Raw genomic sequence first — 15,186 nt, forward strand, 5'->3', positions numbered from 1 at the left:
ACCGCCCGAGGATTCAAACCGTCATGCCCGCCTTCCTGAAGAACAAATGGCTCTGGATCGGCATCGTGCTGATCATCGTGCTCGTGGCCGGATTCTCGTTCATGCGCAGCCAGGGCGAGTCCAAGAAGGCTGAAGCCGAGAAGGCCGAGGCCCAGAAGGTCGAAAGCCCCTACGCGGCCATCGCCAACGGCAAGGTCGATATTGAGGGCGGCATCATCCAGATCGCGGCCCGTCGCGGCGGCATCGTCCGCGAAGTCCTGGTCCAGGAGGGCGATACCGTCGTCGCCGGCCAGATCCTGGCCCGTCAGGAAGATGACGAGGCCCGTCTGGCGCTTCAGACCTCGAACGCCGACCTCGCCTCGGCCCAGAGCCAGCTCAACCTGATCCAGGTCGATATCCGCACCGCCCAGCGCGAGTACGATCGGCTGGAACGCCTCGTCGCCACCAACTTCGTCGCCGCCCAGCGTCTCGACCAGGCCCGCGACGGCATCGCCCAGGCCCAGGCGCGCCTCGGCTCGCAACAGGCGGCGGTCCAGACTGCCCGCGCCCGCCGCGACCAGGCCGCCTACAATGTCGAGCTGACGGTGATCCGCTCGCCGGCCAACGGCCGCATCGTGCGCCGCTACGCCAACCCGGGCGCCGGCGCCTCGACCCTGAACGTGTCCAACATGTTCGATCTGGAGCCCAATGCGCCCCGCATCGCCCGCGCCGAGATCGTGGAGTCGGACATCCCCAACGTCACGACCGGCCAGGCTGTCGAGATCACCCCCGAGGGCGATCCGTCGAAGGTCTATATCGGCACCGTCCTGCGTCGCGCCGCCGTCTTCGGCGCCCGCAAACTGGCCTCGGACGACCCCTCGCAGCGGTCCGATGAACGCGTGGTGGAAGTGGTCGTCACCGCCGGCGACGCCCCCCTGTTGATCGGTCAGCGCGTCTTGGTGAAGTTCATGAAGCCCGGCCAGGCCGCCGGCGCCGCGCGCACCCCGACCGTCGGCGTCCCCGCCACCCGCTCGATGCAGACGCCTGAAGCGCGGGCGGCGAGCTGACGACAATCGACCCTCTCCCCTTGCGGGAGAGGGCTTGAGGCTCGCAGAGCGTAGCGATGCGGTTTAGCCGAAAGGGTGAGGGGTCCTGGCCGCCTCACCGGTGAGCGTCTGTGTGACCCCTCACCCGACCGCGCCAGAACGACGGCTCCGCCGCCGTGCGCGATCTCCCTCTCCCGCAAGGGGAGAGGGCATGCATCTCAGTCCTTCTTCCCGTACCGGAAGGGCACGAAGTTGGACGGGTGGCTGACCACCCGCTCGCTTTGGCGAGACGGTCGATTGCTCACCAGCATCCCGCCCCACAGGGCAAAGGACATCATGGCGTGCTGGAGGTTTCTCTCCTTGTCGTTCATCTTGGCGTCTCCTTTCGCTGAACGATGAAAAGAGACGCGTCGTGCTCGCAGGGATTTTCACCCTCTCAGTCGTTTCGCGTCGATGACACCCTCGCACATTTCCGCAGATTTGCAAGTTTTTTAGTCCGGCTTCGGATCAGTTTTCGCAATCATGTCTTCAAATGCAGCCCCACAGCCACACTCCATCGCCTCCCCTTGCGTGCAGATCTGCATCGTCGATGGACCTACGGGACTGTGCCTGGGGTGTTACCGGAGCTTGGCGGAGATCGGCGGCTGGAGCCAGCTGACCGACAATCAACGCACTGAAATCATGGCTGAACTTCCATCACGAGAGGGTCGCATAGACCCCGCGAAGCTGGGCCGTTGAACCGTTAACCCCTCGTCAGCCACGTCGCTTCACCGCATCCCAACCCGGCGCAGGCACTGTACGGCCATCCGCAGAAGCGGTCCGTCACGAAGGTGTGCCGCGTTGCGTCTAGATATCCAGTCAGCGATCGTCATGGGCATCGCAACCGTCTCCTCGTTGAGCGTCGCCTGGTGGCTGACTCACCAGGAGCCACGCACGGCCGAGGCGGCAGTTATGGTCGTCCCCGCCGAGGCTCCGGCCAACGTTCGCGCCGCACCCGGCCAACCCACCCAGATCGCCCGCGCCGCAGACGGCCATTACTGGGCCGAGGCCGACATCGACGGTCGGGCCATCCGCGTCCTCGTCGATACCGGCGCCTCCGTCGTCGCCTTGACCCGCCAGGACGCCCTGCGTCTCGGCCTGCGCCTGACCCCTGCCGATTTCACCCAGACGGTCGAGACCGCGTCGGGCCCCGTCAAGGCCGCACCCATCGATCTGGATCATGTCGCCGTCGCCGGCGCCCGGGTGAACAAGGTCCGTGCTCTCGTCGTCGAAGAAGGCCTGCCCCACTCCCTTCTGGGCATGAGCTACCTCGGCCGCCTGTCCGCCTTCGAGGCGCGGCCCAGCGGCCTGACGCTGCGGCCCTGAGCCACACCAACCGTGCATCCCCGCGAAGGCGGGGACCCGGTGCTTTGGGCGACAGGCGTTACCGAGTCTGGACCGCCATAGATCCAGCGCACCAGGCCGGGGCTTGAACCTGGGGTCCCCGCCGTCGCGCGGACGCACGGATGAGAAAGCGGGCACACCGCCCTATCGCATCGGTTTGCCCTTCTGCGGACTCAGCAGCGTTGTGCAGTTTCTGCAGAAATTGCCGTAGCCTCCCTCGCCGAAATCGTCGGATTTTGCCGCAACTCACTATCTGAAATCGCCGCGAACTCATCGGAGGTCGCCAGGACTGCAATTCGATCCCTAGAGCGCCTTCACCACCACCGAGACTGCGGTCAGCAAGAGATAGATCGCGAGCGCCTTCCTCAGCACCTTGCGGTTCAGCCGGTGCGCCAACTGCGCGCCATAGGGGGCCACCAGCGTCGTCAGCACGCCCATGGCCACGGCCACGGGCACATTGACGTAACCCAGGCTCAACGGCGGCCTGCCATCTGCGCCAAATCCAAACACGACGAAGCCCACCGTCGCCGCGGCCCCGATGGCGATGCCGAATCCTGACGCCGTCGCCACGGCCTGATGGATCGGCCGCCCGCACAGGGTCATCAGCATCCCGCCGAAACTGCCGCCCCCGACCCCCATCATCGCGGATAGCAGGCCGATCAGCCCGCCGATCCCGCGCCGCCACCAGCCCGTCGGCAGGTCCTCCCGGACGTGCACCTTCTCCGGTAACAGCCCCATCTGCGCCGCGACCACGGCGAGACAGACGCCATAGACGATCGCCAGCCCCTCCATCGAGGTCAGGCCCGCGATCGCGGCACCGACCAGCGCGCCCGCCCCGACCCAGGGCGTCCAGGTCTTCAGCACCTGTTCGTCCACCGCCCCGTGGGCCCGGTGCGCCCCCAGCGACCGCCAGGACGTCGCCACGATGGTCAGCAGGGAGGTGCCGATGGCGACATGCAGGTTGCTCTCCCCGCCCAGCCCCAGCACCGAGAAGGCATAGAACAGCGCCGGCACCAGCACCGTCCCGCCGCCGACCCCGAACAGGCCCGCGATCAGGCCGCCCGCCAGCCCCGCCGCAAGCACCGCAGCGGCCAGCAGGGCCAGTTCGTTCAGGGAAAGGGAAGTCACCGGTGCGGTCTAGCGCGACCCGCCCGTCTCTAGAAGCGCGCCGTCACGCCAAGCTGCACGACCGGGAAGAGGGCCTTGTCCTTCGCGTCTTCCTGGATGTCCCGCGCTTCCTGCTCCAGCCGGGCGCGGAAGATGGGATCGTTCGACAGGGTCCCGCCGCTCGACGACAAACCGACCTCCGGCTGCTGGCTCCAGGCCACCCCGACCATGCCGCGGACGCCCCAACGCCCCTCGCGATAGAAGCTGTCGTCATAGCCGACGCCCACGAACGGCGCCGTATCCGACAGCTTGATCCGCCCGCTCAACGTCCCGACCTGCGCCGGCGTGAACGTCGCCCCGCCGATCTCCACCGGCGTCGTCGGCTGCCCGTTGAGATTGATTGTGCGGTCTCCCACATAGACCCCGCCGGAGATGAGGAACCCATTCAGGAACGGATGCAGATCGACGAACCCCGACACCGTGTCGAAGTCGAACCGGCCCGAATAATCGACGTCGCTGTACGACTGATCGAAATCGTACCCCAGCGTGTCGATGCCCCCCCGCACTACAAACACTGGACCCAGCGAAAGCTGCACTTCGGCGCCCAAGCCCGTCGTCCCGGCGTTCAGGGCGGCCGTTATCGGGGAGCGCGGATGACGGCTCTGGGCCTCCGCCATACCGGCCGAGCCGGTCAAAAGAGTGAGAGCGATCAGCACTATGCGGGTCATGGCCGCAGCCTTGTCCCGGTTACGCTTAACGGACCGTTGACCGTGTCAGGCGGCCTCTTCGACCCGGTCGTGCCGCGCCTCGGCCTCGCGCACCGCCTCGACCGCGCGATCGACGACATCCAGACCCGCGCCCGGCCTGATCGCCTCGACCGTCAGAATGCGCCGGAAGGCCCGCGCGCCCGGCCGCCCATGCATTACGCCCAGCATATGCCGTGTCATGGCATGCAGGCCCCAGCCCTCCTCCAGCCGCGCGGCCAGATAGGGCTTGTACCGCTCGACCGCCGCGAACGGATCGACATCGGCGCCCGCCGCGCCGAACAGCCGCCGGTCGACCTGACCCAGCAAGGCCGGCTCGTGATAGGCGGCCCGCCCCAGCATGACCCCGTCCAGCTGCACGCCGTCGCTCGCGTCCAGATGCGCCTCCGCCTCGTCCAGCGAGCCGATGCCGCCATTGATGCAGACGGTCAGATGGGGCCGCTCCCGCTTCAGGCTGCGCACCAGCGGATAGTCCAGCGGCGGCACGTCGCGGTTCTCCTTGGGCGACAGGCCGCTCAGCCAGGCCTTGCGCGCATGGACGATGAAGGTCGTCACCCCGACGGCCGCCGAGGCGTCCACCGTGGCGAACAGACTCACCGCCGGGTCCTGATCGTCCACGCCGATGCGACACTTCACCGTGGCCGGCACATCCACCGCCTCGCGGATGGCCGCCATACAGTCGGCGACCAGTTCAGGCTCCCTCATCAGACAGGCCCCGAACCGCCCCGACTGCACCCGATCCGACGGGCAGCCGACATTCAGATTGATCTCGTCGTATCCCATGGCCGCGCCGATCTTCGCCGCCTCGGCCAGCTGGGCCGGATCGGATCCGCCGAGCTGCAGCGCCACCGGATGCTCGACCGCGTCGAAGCCCAGCAGCCGTTCTCGATCGCCATGGATCACCGCCGGCGCCGTGACCATCTCCGTATAGAGCAGCGCCCGGCTCGACAGGGCGCGGTGGAACGCCCGGCAATGCCGGTCGGTCCAGTCCATCATCGGCGCGACGGACAATCTGTGGGCGGCATGGGTCATCGTCGGCGACCCCATACGCGCAAGACGCCCGAAAGTCAGCCCAACCCCAGCCGCTTCACAATGGCCTCGGCCGCCTCGACCGCGCCAAGGACCATGGTGTCGATGACGATCTCGGCGGCTTCCGGCGCCTCATACGGGCTGTCGATCCCGGTGAAGTTCTTAAGGTCGCCCGCCCGGGCCTTGGCGTACAGCCCCTTGACGTCGCGCGCCTCGGCGACCGCCAGAGGCGCATCGACGAACACCTCCAGGAACTCGCCCTGCGCCATCATTTCGCGCGCCATCCGCCGCTCGGCCCGGAAGGGCGAGATGAAGGCCGTGATGACGATCAGGCCGGCGTCGGCCATCAGTTTCGCCACCTCAGCCACCCGGCGGATGTTCTCCACCCGGTCCTCCTCGGTGAAGCCCAGGTCCCGGTTCAACCCATGACGGATGTTGTCCCCGTCCAGCAGATAGGTGTGCCGCCCCAAGGCATGCAGCCGCTTGTCGACCAGGTTGGCGATGGTCGACTTTCCTGCCCCGGACAGTCCGGTCAGCCAGACGACCGCGCCCTTCTGGCCCTTCATCGCCGCCCGCGCCGAGCGGTCCACGTCGATGGCCTGCCAGTGGATGTTGTCGGCCCGGCGGAGGGCAAAGCGGACCATCCCCGCCCCGACCGTGCGGTTGGTGATCCGGTCGATCAGGATGAAGCCGCCCAGATCCCGGTTCCTCTCATAGGGCTCGAAGGCGATGGGCCGATCCAGCGAGATGTTGCAGACGGCGATATCGTTCAGCTCCAGCCGCTTGGCCGCCAGTTTCTCAAGGGTATTGACGTTGACCCGGTGCTTGATCGCCGTGACCTGGGCCGTCGCCGCACGGGCGCCGATCTTGAGCAGATAGGACCGGCCTGGCGACAGGGTCTCCTCGTCCATCCAGACGACGGTCGCCTCGAACTGGTCCGCGACCTCGGGCGGGGCCTCGGCCGCCGCGATCACGTCGCCGCGCGAGACGTCGATCTCGTCCTCGAGCGTCAGGGTCACCGACTGCCCGGCCGCCGCGTCGGCGAGGTCGCCCGGCATGGCCACGATCCGCGCGATACGGCTCTCGCGCCCGGCCGGCAGCACCCTTACCCGGTCGCCCGGCAGCACGGTTCCGGCCGCGATCAGACCTGCATAGCCGCGAAACTCAGGGTTCGGACGATTGACCCACTGAACGGGCATCCGGAACGGCTGCGCCGCCGCATCGTCGCCGACCTCGACGCCTTCCAGCCACTCCAGCAGGGTCGGCTGATCGAAGCCCGGCGCCCGCGCGACCACCCCCTCCCCCGTCAGGCCCGACAGGGCGATCGGCGTCACATCGCTCAGGCCGATGCTGTCGGCGAACGCGCGATAGTCGGCAACGATCCCGGCGAACACGGCCGGATCCCAGCCCACGAGATCCATCTTGTTGACCGCCAGCACGACCTTGCGGATGCCCAGCAGGGCGCAGAGGTAGGAGTGCCGTCGCGTCTGGACCAGCACACCCTTGCGCGCGTCGATCAGGATCACGGCCACATCGGCCGTGGAGGCGCCGGTGACCATGTTGCGCGTGTACTGCTCGTGGCCCGGGGTATCAGCGACGATGAATTTCCGCCGCTCGGTGGCGAAGAAGCGATAGGCCACGTCGATGGTAATGCCCTGCTCGCGCTCGGCCGCCAGCCCGTCGACCAGCAGGGCGAAGTCGATGTTCTGACCTTGGGTCCCGACCTTCTTCGAGTCCGCTTCCAGCGCCGACATCTGGTCGTCGAGGATCGTCTTGGTGTCGTAGAGCAGCCGCCCGATCAGGGTCGACTTGCCGTCGTCCACCGAGCCGCAGGTGATGAAGCGCAGCAAGGACTTCATCAGAAATAGCCCTCCGCCTTCTTCTTCTCCATCGAGGCGGCCTGGTCATGGTCGATGACCCGCCCCTGCCGCTCCGAGGTGGTGGAGGCCTTCATCTCGGCGATGATGTCGGCGACGCTGGTCGCCTCGCTCTCGACCGCGCCGGTCAGCGGATAGCAGCCCAGGGTCCGGAACCGCACCGACCTTACCGAAGGCGTCTCGCCGGGCAGCAACCGCATCCGTTGGTCATCGACCATGATCAGCGCCCCGTCGCGCTCGACCACCGGCCTCGGCCGAGCGAAATACAGAGGCACGATCGAGATCGCCTCCTGCTCGATGTATTGCCAGACATCCAGCTCGGTCCAGTTGGAGATCGGGAAGACGCGGATGCTCTCCCCCGCCCCGATCCGCGTGTTGTACAGCCGCCAGAGCTCCGGCCTCTGGTTCTTCGGATCCCAGCGATGTCCGGCCGAACGGAAGGAGAAGACCCGCTCCTTGGCCCGAGACTTCTCCTCGTCGCGCCGGGCGCCGCCGAACGCCGCCTGGAAGCCGTGGTGATCCAGCGCCTGTTTGAGTCCCTCGGTCTTCCACAGGTCGGTATGTATGGAGCCGTGATCGAACGGATTGATCCCCCGCGACCGCGCATCCTCGTTGACCCAGATCTTCAGATCGACGTCGCCCGCCGCCGCGACCTGGTCGCGCAGAGCATACATGTCCCGGAACTTCCACGTCGTATCGATGTGCATCAACGGGAAGGGGATCGGCCCCGGGAAGAAGGCCTTTCTCGCCAGATGCAGCATCACAGCGGAATCCTTGCCGATCGAATACAGCATCACCGGCCGCTCGATCTCGGCCGCCACCTCGCGCAAAATATGGATCGCCTCGGCCTCAAGTGACTGGAGGTGGGTCAGGCGGGCGGAGGGCGTTGGATCGGTCACACCCATCGATAGCAACAACCGTGACGGCGCGCACCCCGTGCGATCGGGACCTTCGGCCTAGCCAGAGAAACCATTTACTGCCGCCCTCGCCGCTGCGGCGTCGGCGTCGATGATCTCGAACCGCTCGGCCCGGTCACCCAGTTCGCGAATGACACGGGGCGGGGCGGGATTGAAGCCGAGCACCGGCGCGACGTCCTTGCCGAACTTGGCGGGATGGGCGGTCGAAAGCGCCACCACCGGACCCCGGCTTCTGTTCACGCCCCGCGCAGCCGAAAGGGCGACAGCGGTGTGCGGGCAGACGACCTGACCCCAGGTCGCGTAGGCATGGGCGATCTGTTCACGCGTCGCGTCCTCACTGACTGACACGGCCGAGACCTCGGCGCGGATCGCGTCGAGCAGCGCCGGCGGGAGCGCCACCGAGCCCTCGCGCGCGAAGGTTTCGAACAGGGTGCGGGTCAGGTCCGCATCGCGACCCGAGGCCTCGAACACCAGACGCTCGAAGTTCGACGGGGCCTGCACATCCATGCTGACCGATGCGGTCTCGACGGCGGCTTTCCTGGCATAGACGCCGTCGTTGATGGCGCGCGCCAGGGCGTCGTTGCGGTTCACGGCGGCGACGAATCCGGCGACAGGCAACCCCATCCGCGACGCCGCGATCCCGGCAAAAGCGTCGCCGAAATTGCCCGTCGGGACCACAAAGACCGGCGCCCGCGTCTCGCCCAGCGCGGCCAGTTGTGAAACCGCTGACAGATAGTAGGGAATCTGTCCCGCCAGCCGGGCCCAGTTGATCGAGTTCACGCTGGAGAAGCGGCCCCCGTCGCGCAGGCTCTCGTCGGCCAGCAACCCCTTCACCAGCCGCTGGCAGTCGTCAAAGTCCCCGCGAACGGCCAGGTTCAGCACGTTCGGGGCCTCGACCGTGGTCATCTGGCGGCGCTGGACGGCCGAGACCCGCTCATGCGGGTGGAGCACGATCAGCCGGACCCGATCGGCATTGGCGAAGGCAGCCACGGCGGCCGCGCCGGTGTCTCCGCTGGTCGCCGTAACCAGGGTCAGTCGCTCGCCCGACGCTGCCAGCGCCTCGGACGAAAGCGCCGCCGCGAGCTGCATCGCGAGGTCCTTGAATGCGGCGGTCGGACCGTGGAACAGCTCCAGCATATAGAGGCCGTCCTCAAGGCAACGCAGCGGCGTCACCTCGGCCGGCTCGAAGCCCGCCGTCAGTCGAGCCAGCCCGCGGTCCAACGCTCCAGCTGGCAAGGCTTCGCCGATGAAGGGCGCCATGGCTCGTGTCGCGATCGAGACATAGCCGAGCCCGGCCGCCCAGCTCTCGGGCGAGAGGCTGGGCCAGGCTCCCGGCAAGTAGAGGCCACAGTCAGGAGCCATGCCGCGCAGCAAGACTTCGGCGAAGTCGCTGCCGGAGGCCTCGCCTCGGGTCGAAACATAGCGTTCGGAAGTCTGGGCCATCGTCATTCTGGTTCGGTTCGGCGAAGCGGGTTCGCCGAAGGGTGTAAGTCGGAGTCGTGCCGAAACGATCAGGCCGCCTCGCGCCACCACGCCGCCCGCCGGAAGAAGGCGGCCGGGTCCTTGGGTGTCACCAGTTTGGTCGGGTCGTGGAAGACGCGGTCGTGAAGCCGGGTCAGGGTGAAGCGGATCGCGGCGGCCTCGCCGAGCGTCGGCAGCGCGACAGCCTCCGCCCGGGTCAGGGGGCGCACAGCCTCGTATCCGCGCCGGAAGGCGTCGACCGAACCGGAGATGGCGACGCCCGAGCCATCAAATCCCCAGGCGCTCAGAGCAATAGCAAGGTCGTAAGCCAACAGGTCCGTGCAGCCGAAATAGAAGTCGATCACGCCGGATACCTGACCTCCGTCGAACAGGACATTGTCGGGGAAATAGTCGGCATGGATCGGTCCGCGGGGCAAATCCTCCGCCCACGGGTTACCAAGCCGCGCCAGGGCCACTTCAACGCCGTCCAGGATCTCGCGGTCCTCCCCTCTGGCCACCGTCGCAGCCCGATCCGCCAGCGCCCGCCAGACTACGGGCCCGACAGGGTTGGCCCTCTGGATCGGGAAGCCCCCGGCCTTCAGATGCAGTCGCGCCAGCATCGCCCCCGCTGCCTCGACCTCGGCCGAAGACGGGTCCCTTAACCAGGCGCCCGGAAGCCATTCGATCACCGCCGCCGGCCGGCCGTTCAGCGTCCCGACCCAGGCACCATACTTACTCCGGACCGGCCTCGGGGCCGGAAGTCCTCGGCCCGCCAGATGGTCGGGCAGGCCCAGACAGAACGGCAGAGATGCTGCGTCGGTGCGCGCCTCGAACAGGGTCAGGACATGACGGGCGCCCTTGGTCTCCAGCCGATAGTTCGTGTTCTCCACTCCCTCGGCGATGGGATGCAGGGACGCGAATGCGCCCAGCGGATAGTCCGCCAGGAACGCGCGCGCGTCATCTTCGGTGACCGGGGTGAAAACTGCCACGCGCTAGTGGTGACCCAGCGACGCATGGCGCGCGCGAACGATGTCGGCGAGGTCCGCCAGCACGCTCTCGGTCGTCGGCCAGCGGCCCGCGCCGCGGCCCTTGCACGACCAAACCCGACCGTCCTCGCCATAGACCTTCAAGGCGTTGCGCTCCCCGTCCAGGCTCTGGAAGAGCGGATCGTCGAGCCCCACGTCAAGCGAAACCGACGCCTTCAGCCCCTCCCCGTCCCGAACACAGGCGCCGATCTGGCGGACCGGCCCGGCCGGCTTGAACGCCTCCGACAGGACGGCGCAGGGTACGTCGGCTTCGGCCGGCGTCCGCCCGAAGGCCTCGAAAGCCAGTAACCGGACCTTGGCGGCCGAATCGCGGCCCTCAAGATCCGACGACGGATCCTCCTCGGCGAAGCCCGCGACCCGGGCATCGGCCAGAGCGTCGGCGAAATCGGCGCCGGCCTGAAGCCGCGTCAGCATAAAGTTGACCGTGCCGTTCAGCACCGCCTCGAATCCATTCACTGGCCCGGCCGCCCTGGCCACGCGCAGGGTCTCGATCATCGGCGCCCCGCCCCCGACCGCCGCCGAATAGGCGAGGTGCGAGCCGTGAGCACGGGCGGCGTCCGCGAGACCGGCCGGGTCCCGGCTGATCGCCTGTTTATTGGCGCTGGCGACATCGATGCCGCGTTCCAGGGCCGCACGGATCAGGTCGTGACCGGCAGCGCCCTCTGACAGGGCCTCCAGCAGGATGTCGGGTCGAAGCGCCAGCAGCGCCTCACGGTCTGACGTGAAAAGGTCGGCGGGCGCCTCCACATCCCGGGGCTTGGATGGATCGCGCACCAGCACGCCGACGACCTGGAACCGGTTATCCTTCAGCAGCCGTTGCAGCAGGCCGCCGCCGACGACGCCGCAGCCCGCGATGGCCACCTTCAGAGGCGCATCAGGGATCGACGGCCCGGGAGGCGCGGAATGGTCTCCGACCACCGTGCAATCGGCGCGACCGAGCGCGGCCACCTCGATCTCCACCGACCGCTGCTGACCCATGTCGATCGCGTCGTGCTGGACCAGGGCGCCGCCGTGGCGACGGGCGTCGTCCCAGCTGGCCCGGCGATAGCGCAGCGGCTTGCCCGAGGCCGAAGCCGGATCGCGGTCGTAGAGGCCGTCGACATCCTTCACCAGACGCACGCGGCTGAGGCCCAGTTCGGCCGCGAGGAAGACCGCCGTCAGGTCTGAACCGCCGCGCCCCAGCAGCACCACCTTCCCTTTCTCACCCACGGCGCCGAAGCCCGGAACCACGACGACTTGATGGTCCGCCAGCGCCTTCCACAGAGCGTCGCTGCGCAGCGAGACCGGATGCGCATGCTCGGCCGGGCCGTCGGCCACAATGCCCAGTTCGCGCACGGACAATGCCGCCGCATCCAGGCCGATCCGGTCGCAGGCGATAGCCACTAGCGCCGCCGCCTTCTCCTCACCCAGCGCCACATAGCCGGGAAGGAGGTCGTTCTCGTGATCGAGGCCGAGGGCGCGCGCGTCAGCGAATAGCCGGTCGGTGTGGCCGCCCAGGGCCGAGACCACGGCGATCACCTTCCGGCCCGCGCGGACGTGGCCATAGATCTCGGAGGCGACAGCGGGGGCGCAGGACTGGTCCTGCAGGATCGAGGAGCCGAACTTCAGCACCACCACTTCGGCGGTGGGCGAAGGCTCGGCGATCGGTTTCTCGACGACGGCGAGGCGGGCGCTGGAGTGGGGCATATGGATGGTCCGTTCGGGGAGGAGTTGGGATCAGGGCAATAGAAAACCCGCCTGGCCGGGGCCGGGCGGGTCTGGGTTGGCTGAGGTGTTTTCGACCTGCGCGCTAACCTGTTCCCGCCCGCGAGGGGCCGGTGATGGTCATACCGGTCGTGGTCGAAATGAGAGTCGCAAGGGTCATCGAGCGCACCGCGAGGGCGGTGGTCGAGATCGAAACGGCGATGCTGCCGAGACGGGACACGGGCGAGTTCCTGTAAAAATTGTTGGTCGCAGAGTGTCGGGAGAAACGACCGTCGTCAACCCGGTTCGAGCATCTTTTTTGCGTCTGCCGGCCCTTTAGCTACCTTCCAGTCACAGCCTATCCGTCAGACCGGATCAATGGGGTAGATTTTTTCTCTTGACCGGCGGTCTTCGCACCCGCAACGTAAATCCACTCATCAAGACCGACCGAGGGATAGGCCCTTTGACGTCGGGGCAACCATCGGTTTCCAGCCGAACGGTGCCAACTCCTGCGAGGATCCTTTTCGAAGGGTCCGCGAGAGATGAGTGGAGCGTCGACGAGGCGACGTCTCCACGATCTGTCATCGCATCCGGAGCCTTGCTGGGCGGGACGATGCAGACGACGCCATGGCTTTCGACACTCAACAGATTTCCGCAGAACCCCTCTGTCGTCCGACAGCGCGCTCGACTGCGATCCTTGCCCGCAAGGGCGGCGGTGCGGTCGATATCACCGTCGACATCCCGGTCGACTTCCGCCTCAAGTCGGGCGAGCGACTGGGCCAGCGCCAGATCGTTGGGCGGCTGCACGGCCGGGCCGGGGCGCCGCTGGTTGTGGTGGCGGGCGGCATCTCGGCGGGGCGGTTCGTGCACCGGACCGAGACCAACGGCCTGGGCTGGTGGTCGGGCGCGGTCTCGATCCGCGGGCCGATCGACCTGAGCCGCTTCCAGGTCCTGGCCTTCGACTATGCGCCGGAGGCCGCCGACGGGATGAAGCCGGTCACCATCACCACCCATGACCAGGCGCGGCTGCTGCGGCTGATCCTCGAAGAGATCGGCGATCCCGTCGTTTCGGCCTTCGTCGGCTGCTCCTATGGCGGCATGATCGCCCTGGCCTTCTGCGAGCTGTTCCCCGAGCGTGTCGAGCAGCTGGTTGTGGTCTCCGCCGCCCACCGGGCCCATCCGCAGGCGACCGCGTGGCGCGGGATCCAGCGGCGCATCCTGCAGCTGGCCGAGGCCGCCGGACGGCCCGAGGACGGGGTCGCCCTGGCCCGTGAACTGGCCATGACCACCTATCGCACCGCCGAGGAGTTCGGCGAGCGGTTCGAGACCGAGGCCCCCGCGGCGGCGGGGCAGGCCTATCCGGTGTGCGAATACCTGACCGCGCGCGGCAAGGCCTACCGGACCCACACGACGCCGGCCCGTTGGCTGTCGCTGTCGGACTCGATCGACCGCCACAGCGTCACGCCCGAGGCGATCCGGACCCCGGTGACCCTGGTTGGCTTCACCTCGGACCGGCTGGTGCCGATCGACGACATCCGCGAGCTCGGCGCTCGCCTGCCCGCCCTGTGGCGTCTGGTCGAGGCCCCGTCCCTGTACGGCCACGACGCCTTTCTGAAGGAGGACGAGGCGGTCGCCGCCATCCTCCGTTCCGCGCTCAAGGAGATCGACCAATGACCCGTCCCACCGGCAAGCGGCCGCATGACGTCCGCACCACCTGCGCCCGCTCCGGCGTCGATACGGACACGGCCCACGGCGCGGTCATGCCGCCGCTGTATCTGTCCTCGAACTATTCGTTCGCGGGCTTCGAGCAGAAGCGAAAATACGACTACAGCCGCTCCGGCAATCCGACCCGCGACGTCCTGGCCGAGACCCTGGCCGAGCTGGAAGGCGGAGCCGGCTGCGTGGTCACGGCGACCGGGATGGCGGCGGTGGATCTGCCGCTGAGCCTGCTGGAGCCCGGCGATCTGCTGATCGCGCCGCACGACTGCTACGGCGGCACCCACCGCCTGCTGTGCGCCCGGGCCAAGAAGGGGCATTTCGAGGTCCTGTGGGTCGATCAGGGCGACACCGTCGCACTGGATGCGGCGCTGGCCCTGAACCCCAGGCTGGTCCTGATCGAGACGCCGTCGAACCCCCTGCTGCGCGTGGTCGACATCGCCGACATCTGCACCCGCGCCCACCGGGTCGGGGCCAAGGTGGTGGTCGACAACACCTTCCTGTCGCCGGCGCTGCAGCGGCCGATCGAACTGGGCGCCGACATCGTGGTCCACTCGACGACCAAATACATCAATGGCCATTCCGACGTGGTCGGCGGGGCGGTGATCGCGGCCGATCCGGCGGACCATGCGGAGCTGGCCTGGTGGGCCAACTGCCTGGGCGTCACCGGCTCGCCGTTCGACGCCTATCTGACCCTGCGCGGGGTGCGGACCCTCTTTGCACGGATCGAACGGCAGCAGACGACGGCAGGCAAGGTCGCCGACCTGCTCGAAGCCCACCCGGCGGTCTCGATCGTCCACTATCCGGGCCTGAAGTCGCACCCGAACCACGCCCTGGCCGCGCGCCAGCAACAGGGGCCGGGCGCCATGCTGAGCTTCGAGCTGGCCGGCGGCGTCGATGCCGTGCGCCAGCTGGTGGAGACGCTGGAGACCTTCACCCTGGCCGAGTCGCTGGGCGGGGTCGAAAGCCTGATCGCCCACCCGGCGACCATGACCCACGCCGCCATGACGCCGGAAGCGCGCGTCGTCGCCGGGATCACCGACGGCCTGTTGCGGTTGTCGGTCGGTCTGGAGCACGAGGATGACCTGATCGCCGACCTGATCCAGGCGCTGGATGCTCTGGCGGAGGTCCGGGCGGAGGCGGCCTGATCGTTCGGAGTGAGACTCCAAAAATGGAGT

Annotated in this window: 15 protein-coding genes and 1 riboswitch; of the genes, 5 read left to right on the forward strand and 10 right to left on the reverse strand. The window is 67.9% G+C overall.

Annotated elements, in window-relative coordinates; translation table 11 throughout:
* Positions 1–23 precede the first annotated feature (23 nt).
* A complete protein-coding gene (locus ACP7AU_RS02635; protein WP_426037337.1) occupies positions 24–1,046 on the forward strand; it encodes an HlyD family secretion protein in 1,023 nt (340 codons plus the stop codon).
* Positions 1,047–1,243: 197 nt separating this feature from the next.
* Here the strand turns inward: ACP7AU_RS02635 and ACP7AU_RS02640 are convergent, their stop codons facing one another.
* A complete protein-coding gene (locus ACP7AU_RS02640) occupies positions 1,244–1,396 on the reverse strand; it encodes a hypothetical protein (RefSeq protein WP_426037335.1) in 153 nt (50 codons plus the stop codon).
* 151 nt (positions 1,397–1,547) lie between these two features.
* On the opposite strand from ACP7AU_RS02640, the gene ACP7AU_RS02645 reads away from it, so the two are divergent.
* Positions 1,548–1,763, forward strand: a complete 216-nt coding sequence (locus ACP7AU_RS02645; RefSeq protein ID WP_426037333.1) for a DUF1289 domain-containing protein — start codon at positions 1,548–1,550, stop codon at positions 1,761–1,763.
* A 132-nt stretch (positions 1,764–1,895) separates the two neighbouring features.
* Complete coding sequence (locus ACP7AU_RS02650; protein ID WP_426037331.1) at positions 1,896–2,390, forward strand: TIGR02281 family clan AA aspartic protease; 495 nt, start codon at positions 1,896–1,898, stop codon at positions 2,388–2,390.
* Between the two features lie 321 nt (positions 2,391–2,711).
* Here ACP7AU_RS02650 and ACP7AU_RS02655 read toward each other — a convergent pair whose 3' ends face one another.
* The 9 genes from ACP7AU_RS02655 to ACP7AU_RS02695 form a co-directional block, all read right to left on the reverse strand.
* Entirely contained in the window at positions 2,712–3,536 is an 825-nt protein-coding gene (locus ACP7AU_RS02655) for a sulfite exporter TauE/SafE family protein (RefSeq protein ID WP_426050459.1), read from the reverse strand.
* A gap of 29 nt (positions 3,537–3,565) precedes the next feature.
* Positions 3,566–4,243, reverse strand: a complete 678-nt coding sequence (locus ACP7AU_RS02660) for a hypothetical protein (protein ID WP_426050460.1) — start codon at positions 4,241–4,243, stop codon at positions 3,566–3,568.
* Positions 4,244–4,288: 45 nt separating this feature from the next.
* On the reverse strand, positions 4,289–5,311 hold the full coding sequence (gene dusA / locus ACP7AU_RS02665) for a tRNA dihydrouridine(20/20a) synthase DusA (RefSeq protein ID WP_426050461.1): 1,023 nt from the start codon (positions 5,309–5,311) through the stop codon (positions 4,289–4,291).
* 35 nt (positions 5,312–5,346) lie between these two features.
* Positions 5,347–7,167 carry a sulfate adenylyltransferase subunit CysN gene (cysN, locus tag ACP7AU_RS02670; protein WP_426050462.1) on the reverse strand — a complete coding sequence of 607 codons (1,821 nt, stop codon included), beginning with the start codon at positions 7,165–7,167 and terminating at the stop codon, positions 5,347–5,349.
* Positions 7,167–8,084 (reverse strand): sulfate adenylyltransferase subunit CysD, encoded by a 918-nt coding sequence (cysD, locus tag ACP7AU_RS02675; RefSeq protein WP_426050463.1) that lies wholly within the window; start codon positions 8,082–8,084, stop codon positions 7,167–7,169. The genes cysN and cysD overlap by 1 nt, the downstream gene beginning before the upstream one ends.
* A 57-nt stretch (positions 8,085–8,141) precedes the next feature.
* Complete coding sequence (gene thrC / locus ACP7AU_RS02680) at positions 8,142–9,545, reverse strand: threonine synthase (RefSeq protein ID WP_426050464.1); 1,404 nt, start codon at positions 9,543–9,545, stop codon at positions 8,142–8,144.
* Between the two features lie 68 nt (positions 9,546–9,613).
* Positions 9,614–10,552, reverse strand: a complete 939-nt coding sequence (gene thrB / locus ACP7AU_RS02685) for a homoserine kinase (RefSeq protein WP_426050465.1) — start codon at positions 10,550–10,552, stop codon at positions 9,614–9,616.
* Between the two features lie 3 nt (positions 10,553–10,555).
* Positions 10,556–12,295 carry a homoserine dehydrogenase gene (locus ACP7AU_RS02690; RefSeq protein WP_426050466.1) on the reverse strand — a complete coding sequence of 580 codons (1,740 nt, stop codon included), beginning with the start codon at positions 12,293–12,295 and terminating at the stop codon, positions 10,556–10,558.
* A gap of 103 nt (positions 12,296–12,398) precedes the next feature.
* The gene (locus ACP7AU_RS02695; protein WP_426050467.1) at positions 12,399–12,533 is read right to left on the reverse strand and encodes a hypothetical protein; all 135 of its coding nucleotides are present in this window, start codon (positions 12,531–12,533) and stop codon (positions 12,399–12,401) included.
* 190 nt (positions 12,534–12,723) lie between these two features.
* A riboswitch (SAM riboswitch) is annotated at positions 12,724–12,841 on the forward strand.
* Between the two features lie 78 nt (positions 12,842–12,919).
* Here ACP7AU_RS02695 and metX point away from each other — a divergent pair.
* Together metX and metB are read left to right on the forward strand one after the other, a co-directional pair.
* Positions 12,920–13,966: a homoserine O-succinyltransferase MetX gene (gene metX / locus ACP7AU_RS02700; protein ID WP_426037313.1), complete on the forward strand. Its 1,047-nt coding sequence runs from the start codon at positions 12,920–12,922 to the stop codon at positions 13,964–13,966.
* Entirely contained in the window at positions 13,963–15,156 is a 1,194-nt protein-coding gene (gene metB, locus ACP7AU_RS02705; RefSeq protein WP_426050468.1) for a cystathionine gamma-synthase, read from the forward strand. Before metX ends, metB begins: the two co-directional genes overlap by 4 nt.
* The last annotated feature ends 30 nt before the right edge of the window (positions 15,157–15,186 follow it).

Source organism: Brevundimonas sp. SL161 (assembly GCF_049896985.1).
Classification (GTDB): Bacteria; Pseudomonadota; Alphaproteobacteria; order Caulobacterales; family Caulobacteraceae; genus Brevundimonas.

What these genes read in the sequence shown, in the direction of transcription:
- ACP7AU_RS02650 (WP_426037331.1), top strand. Translation starts at nt 1,896, where the DNA reads ATGGGCATCGCAACCGTCTCCTCGTTGAGCGTCGCCTGGTGGCTGACT.
- thrC (WP_426050464.1), bottom strand. Translation starts at nt 9,545, where the DNA reads ATGGCCCAGACTTCCGAACGCTATGTTTCGACCCGAGGCGAGGCCTCC.
- ACP7AU_RS02635 (WP_426037337.1), top strand. Translation starts at nt 24, where the DNA reads ATGCCCGCCTTCCTGAAGAACAAATGGCTCTGGATCGGCATCGTGCTG.
- ACP7AU_RS02660 (WP_426050460.1), bottom strand. Translation starts at nt 4,243, where the DNA reads ATGACCCGCATAGTGCTGATCGCTCTCACTCTTTTGACCGGCTCGGCC.
- ACP7AU_RS02645 (WP_426037333.1), top strand. Translation starts at nt 1,548, where the DNA reads ATGTCTTCAAATGCAGCCCCACAGCCACACTCCATCGCCTCCCCTTGC.
- metX (WP_426037313.1), top strand. Translation starts at nt 12,920, where the DNA reads ATGGCTTTCGACACTCAACAGATTTCCGCAGAACCCCTCTGTCGTCCG.
- ACP7AU_RS02690 (WP_426050466.1), bottom strand. Translation starts at nt 12,295, where the DNA reads ATGCCCCACTCCAGCGCCCGCCTCGCCGTCGTCGAGAAACCGATCGCC.
- metB (WP_426050468.1), top strand. Translation starts at nt 13,963, where the DNA reads ATGACCCGTCCCACCGGCAAGCGGCCGCATGACGTCCGCACCACCTGC.
- ACP7AU_RS02640 (WP_426037335.1), bottom strand. Translation starts at nt 1,396, where the DNA reads ATGAACGACAAGGAGAGAAACCTCCAGCACGCCATGATGTCCTTTGCC.
- dusA (WP_426050461.1), bottom strand. Translation starts at nt 5,311, where the DNA reads ATGACCCATGCCGCCCACAGATTGTCCGTCGCGCCGATGATGGACTGG.
- cysN (WP_426050462.1), bottom strand. Translation starts at nt 7,167, where the DNA reads ATGAAGTCCTTGCTGCGCTTCATCACCTGCGGCTCGGTGGACGACGGC.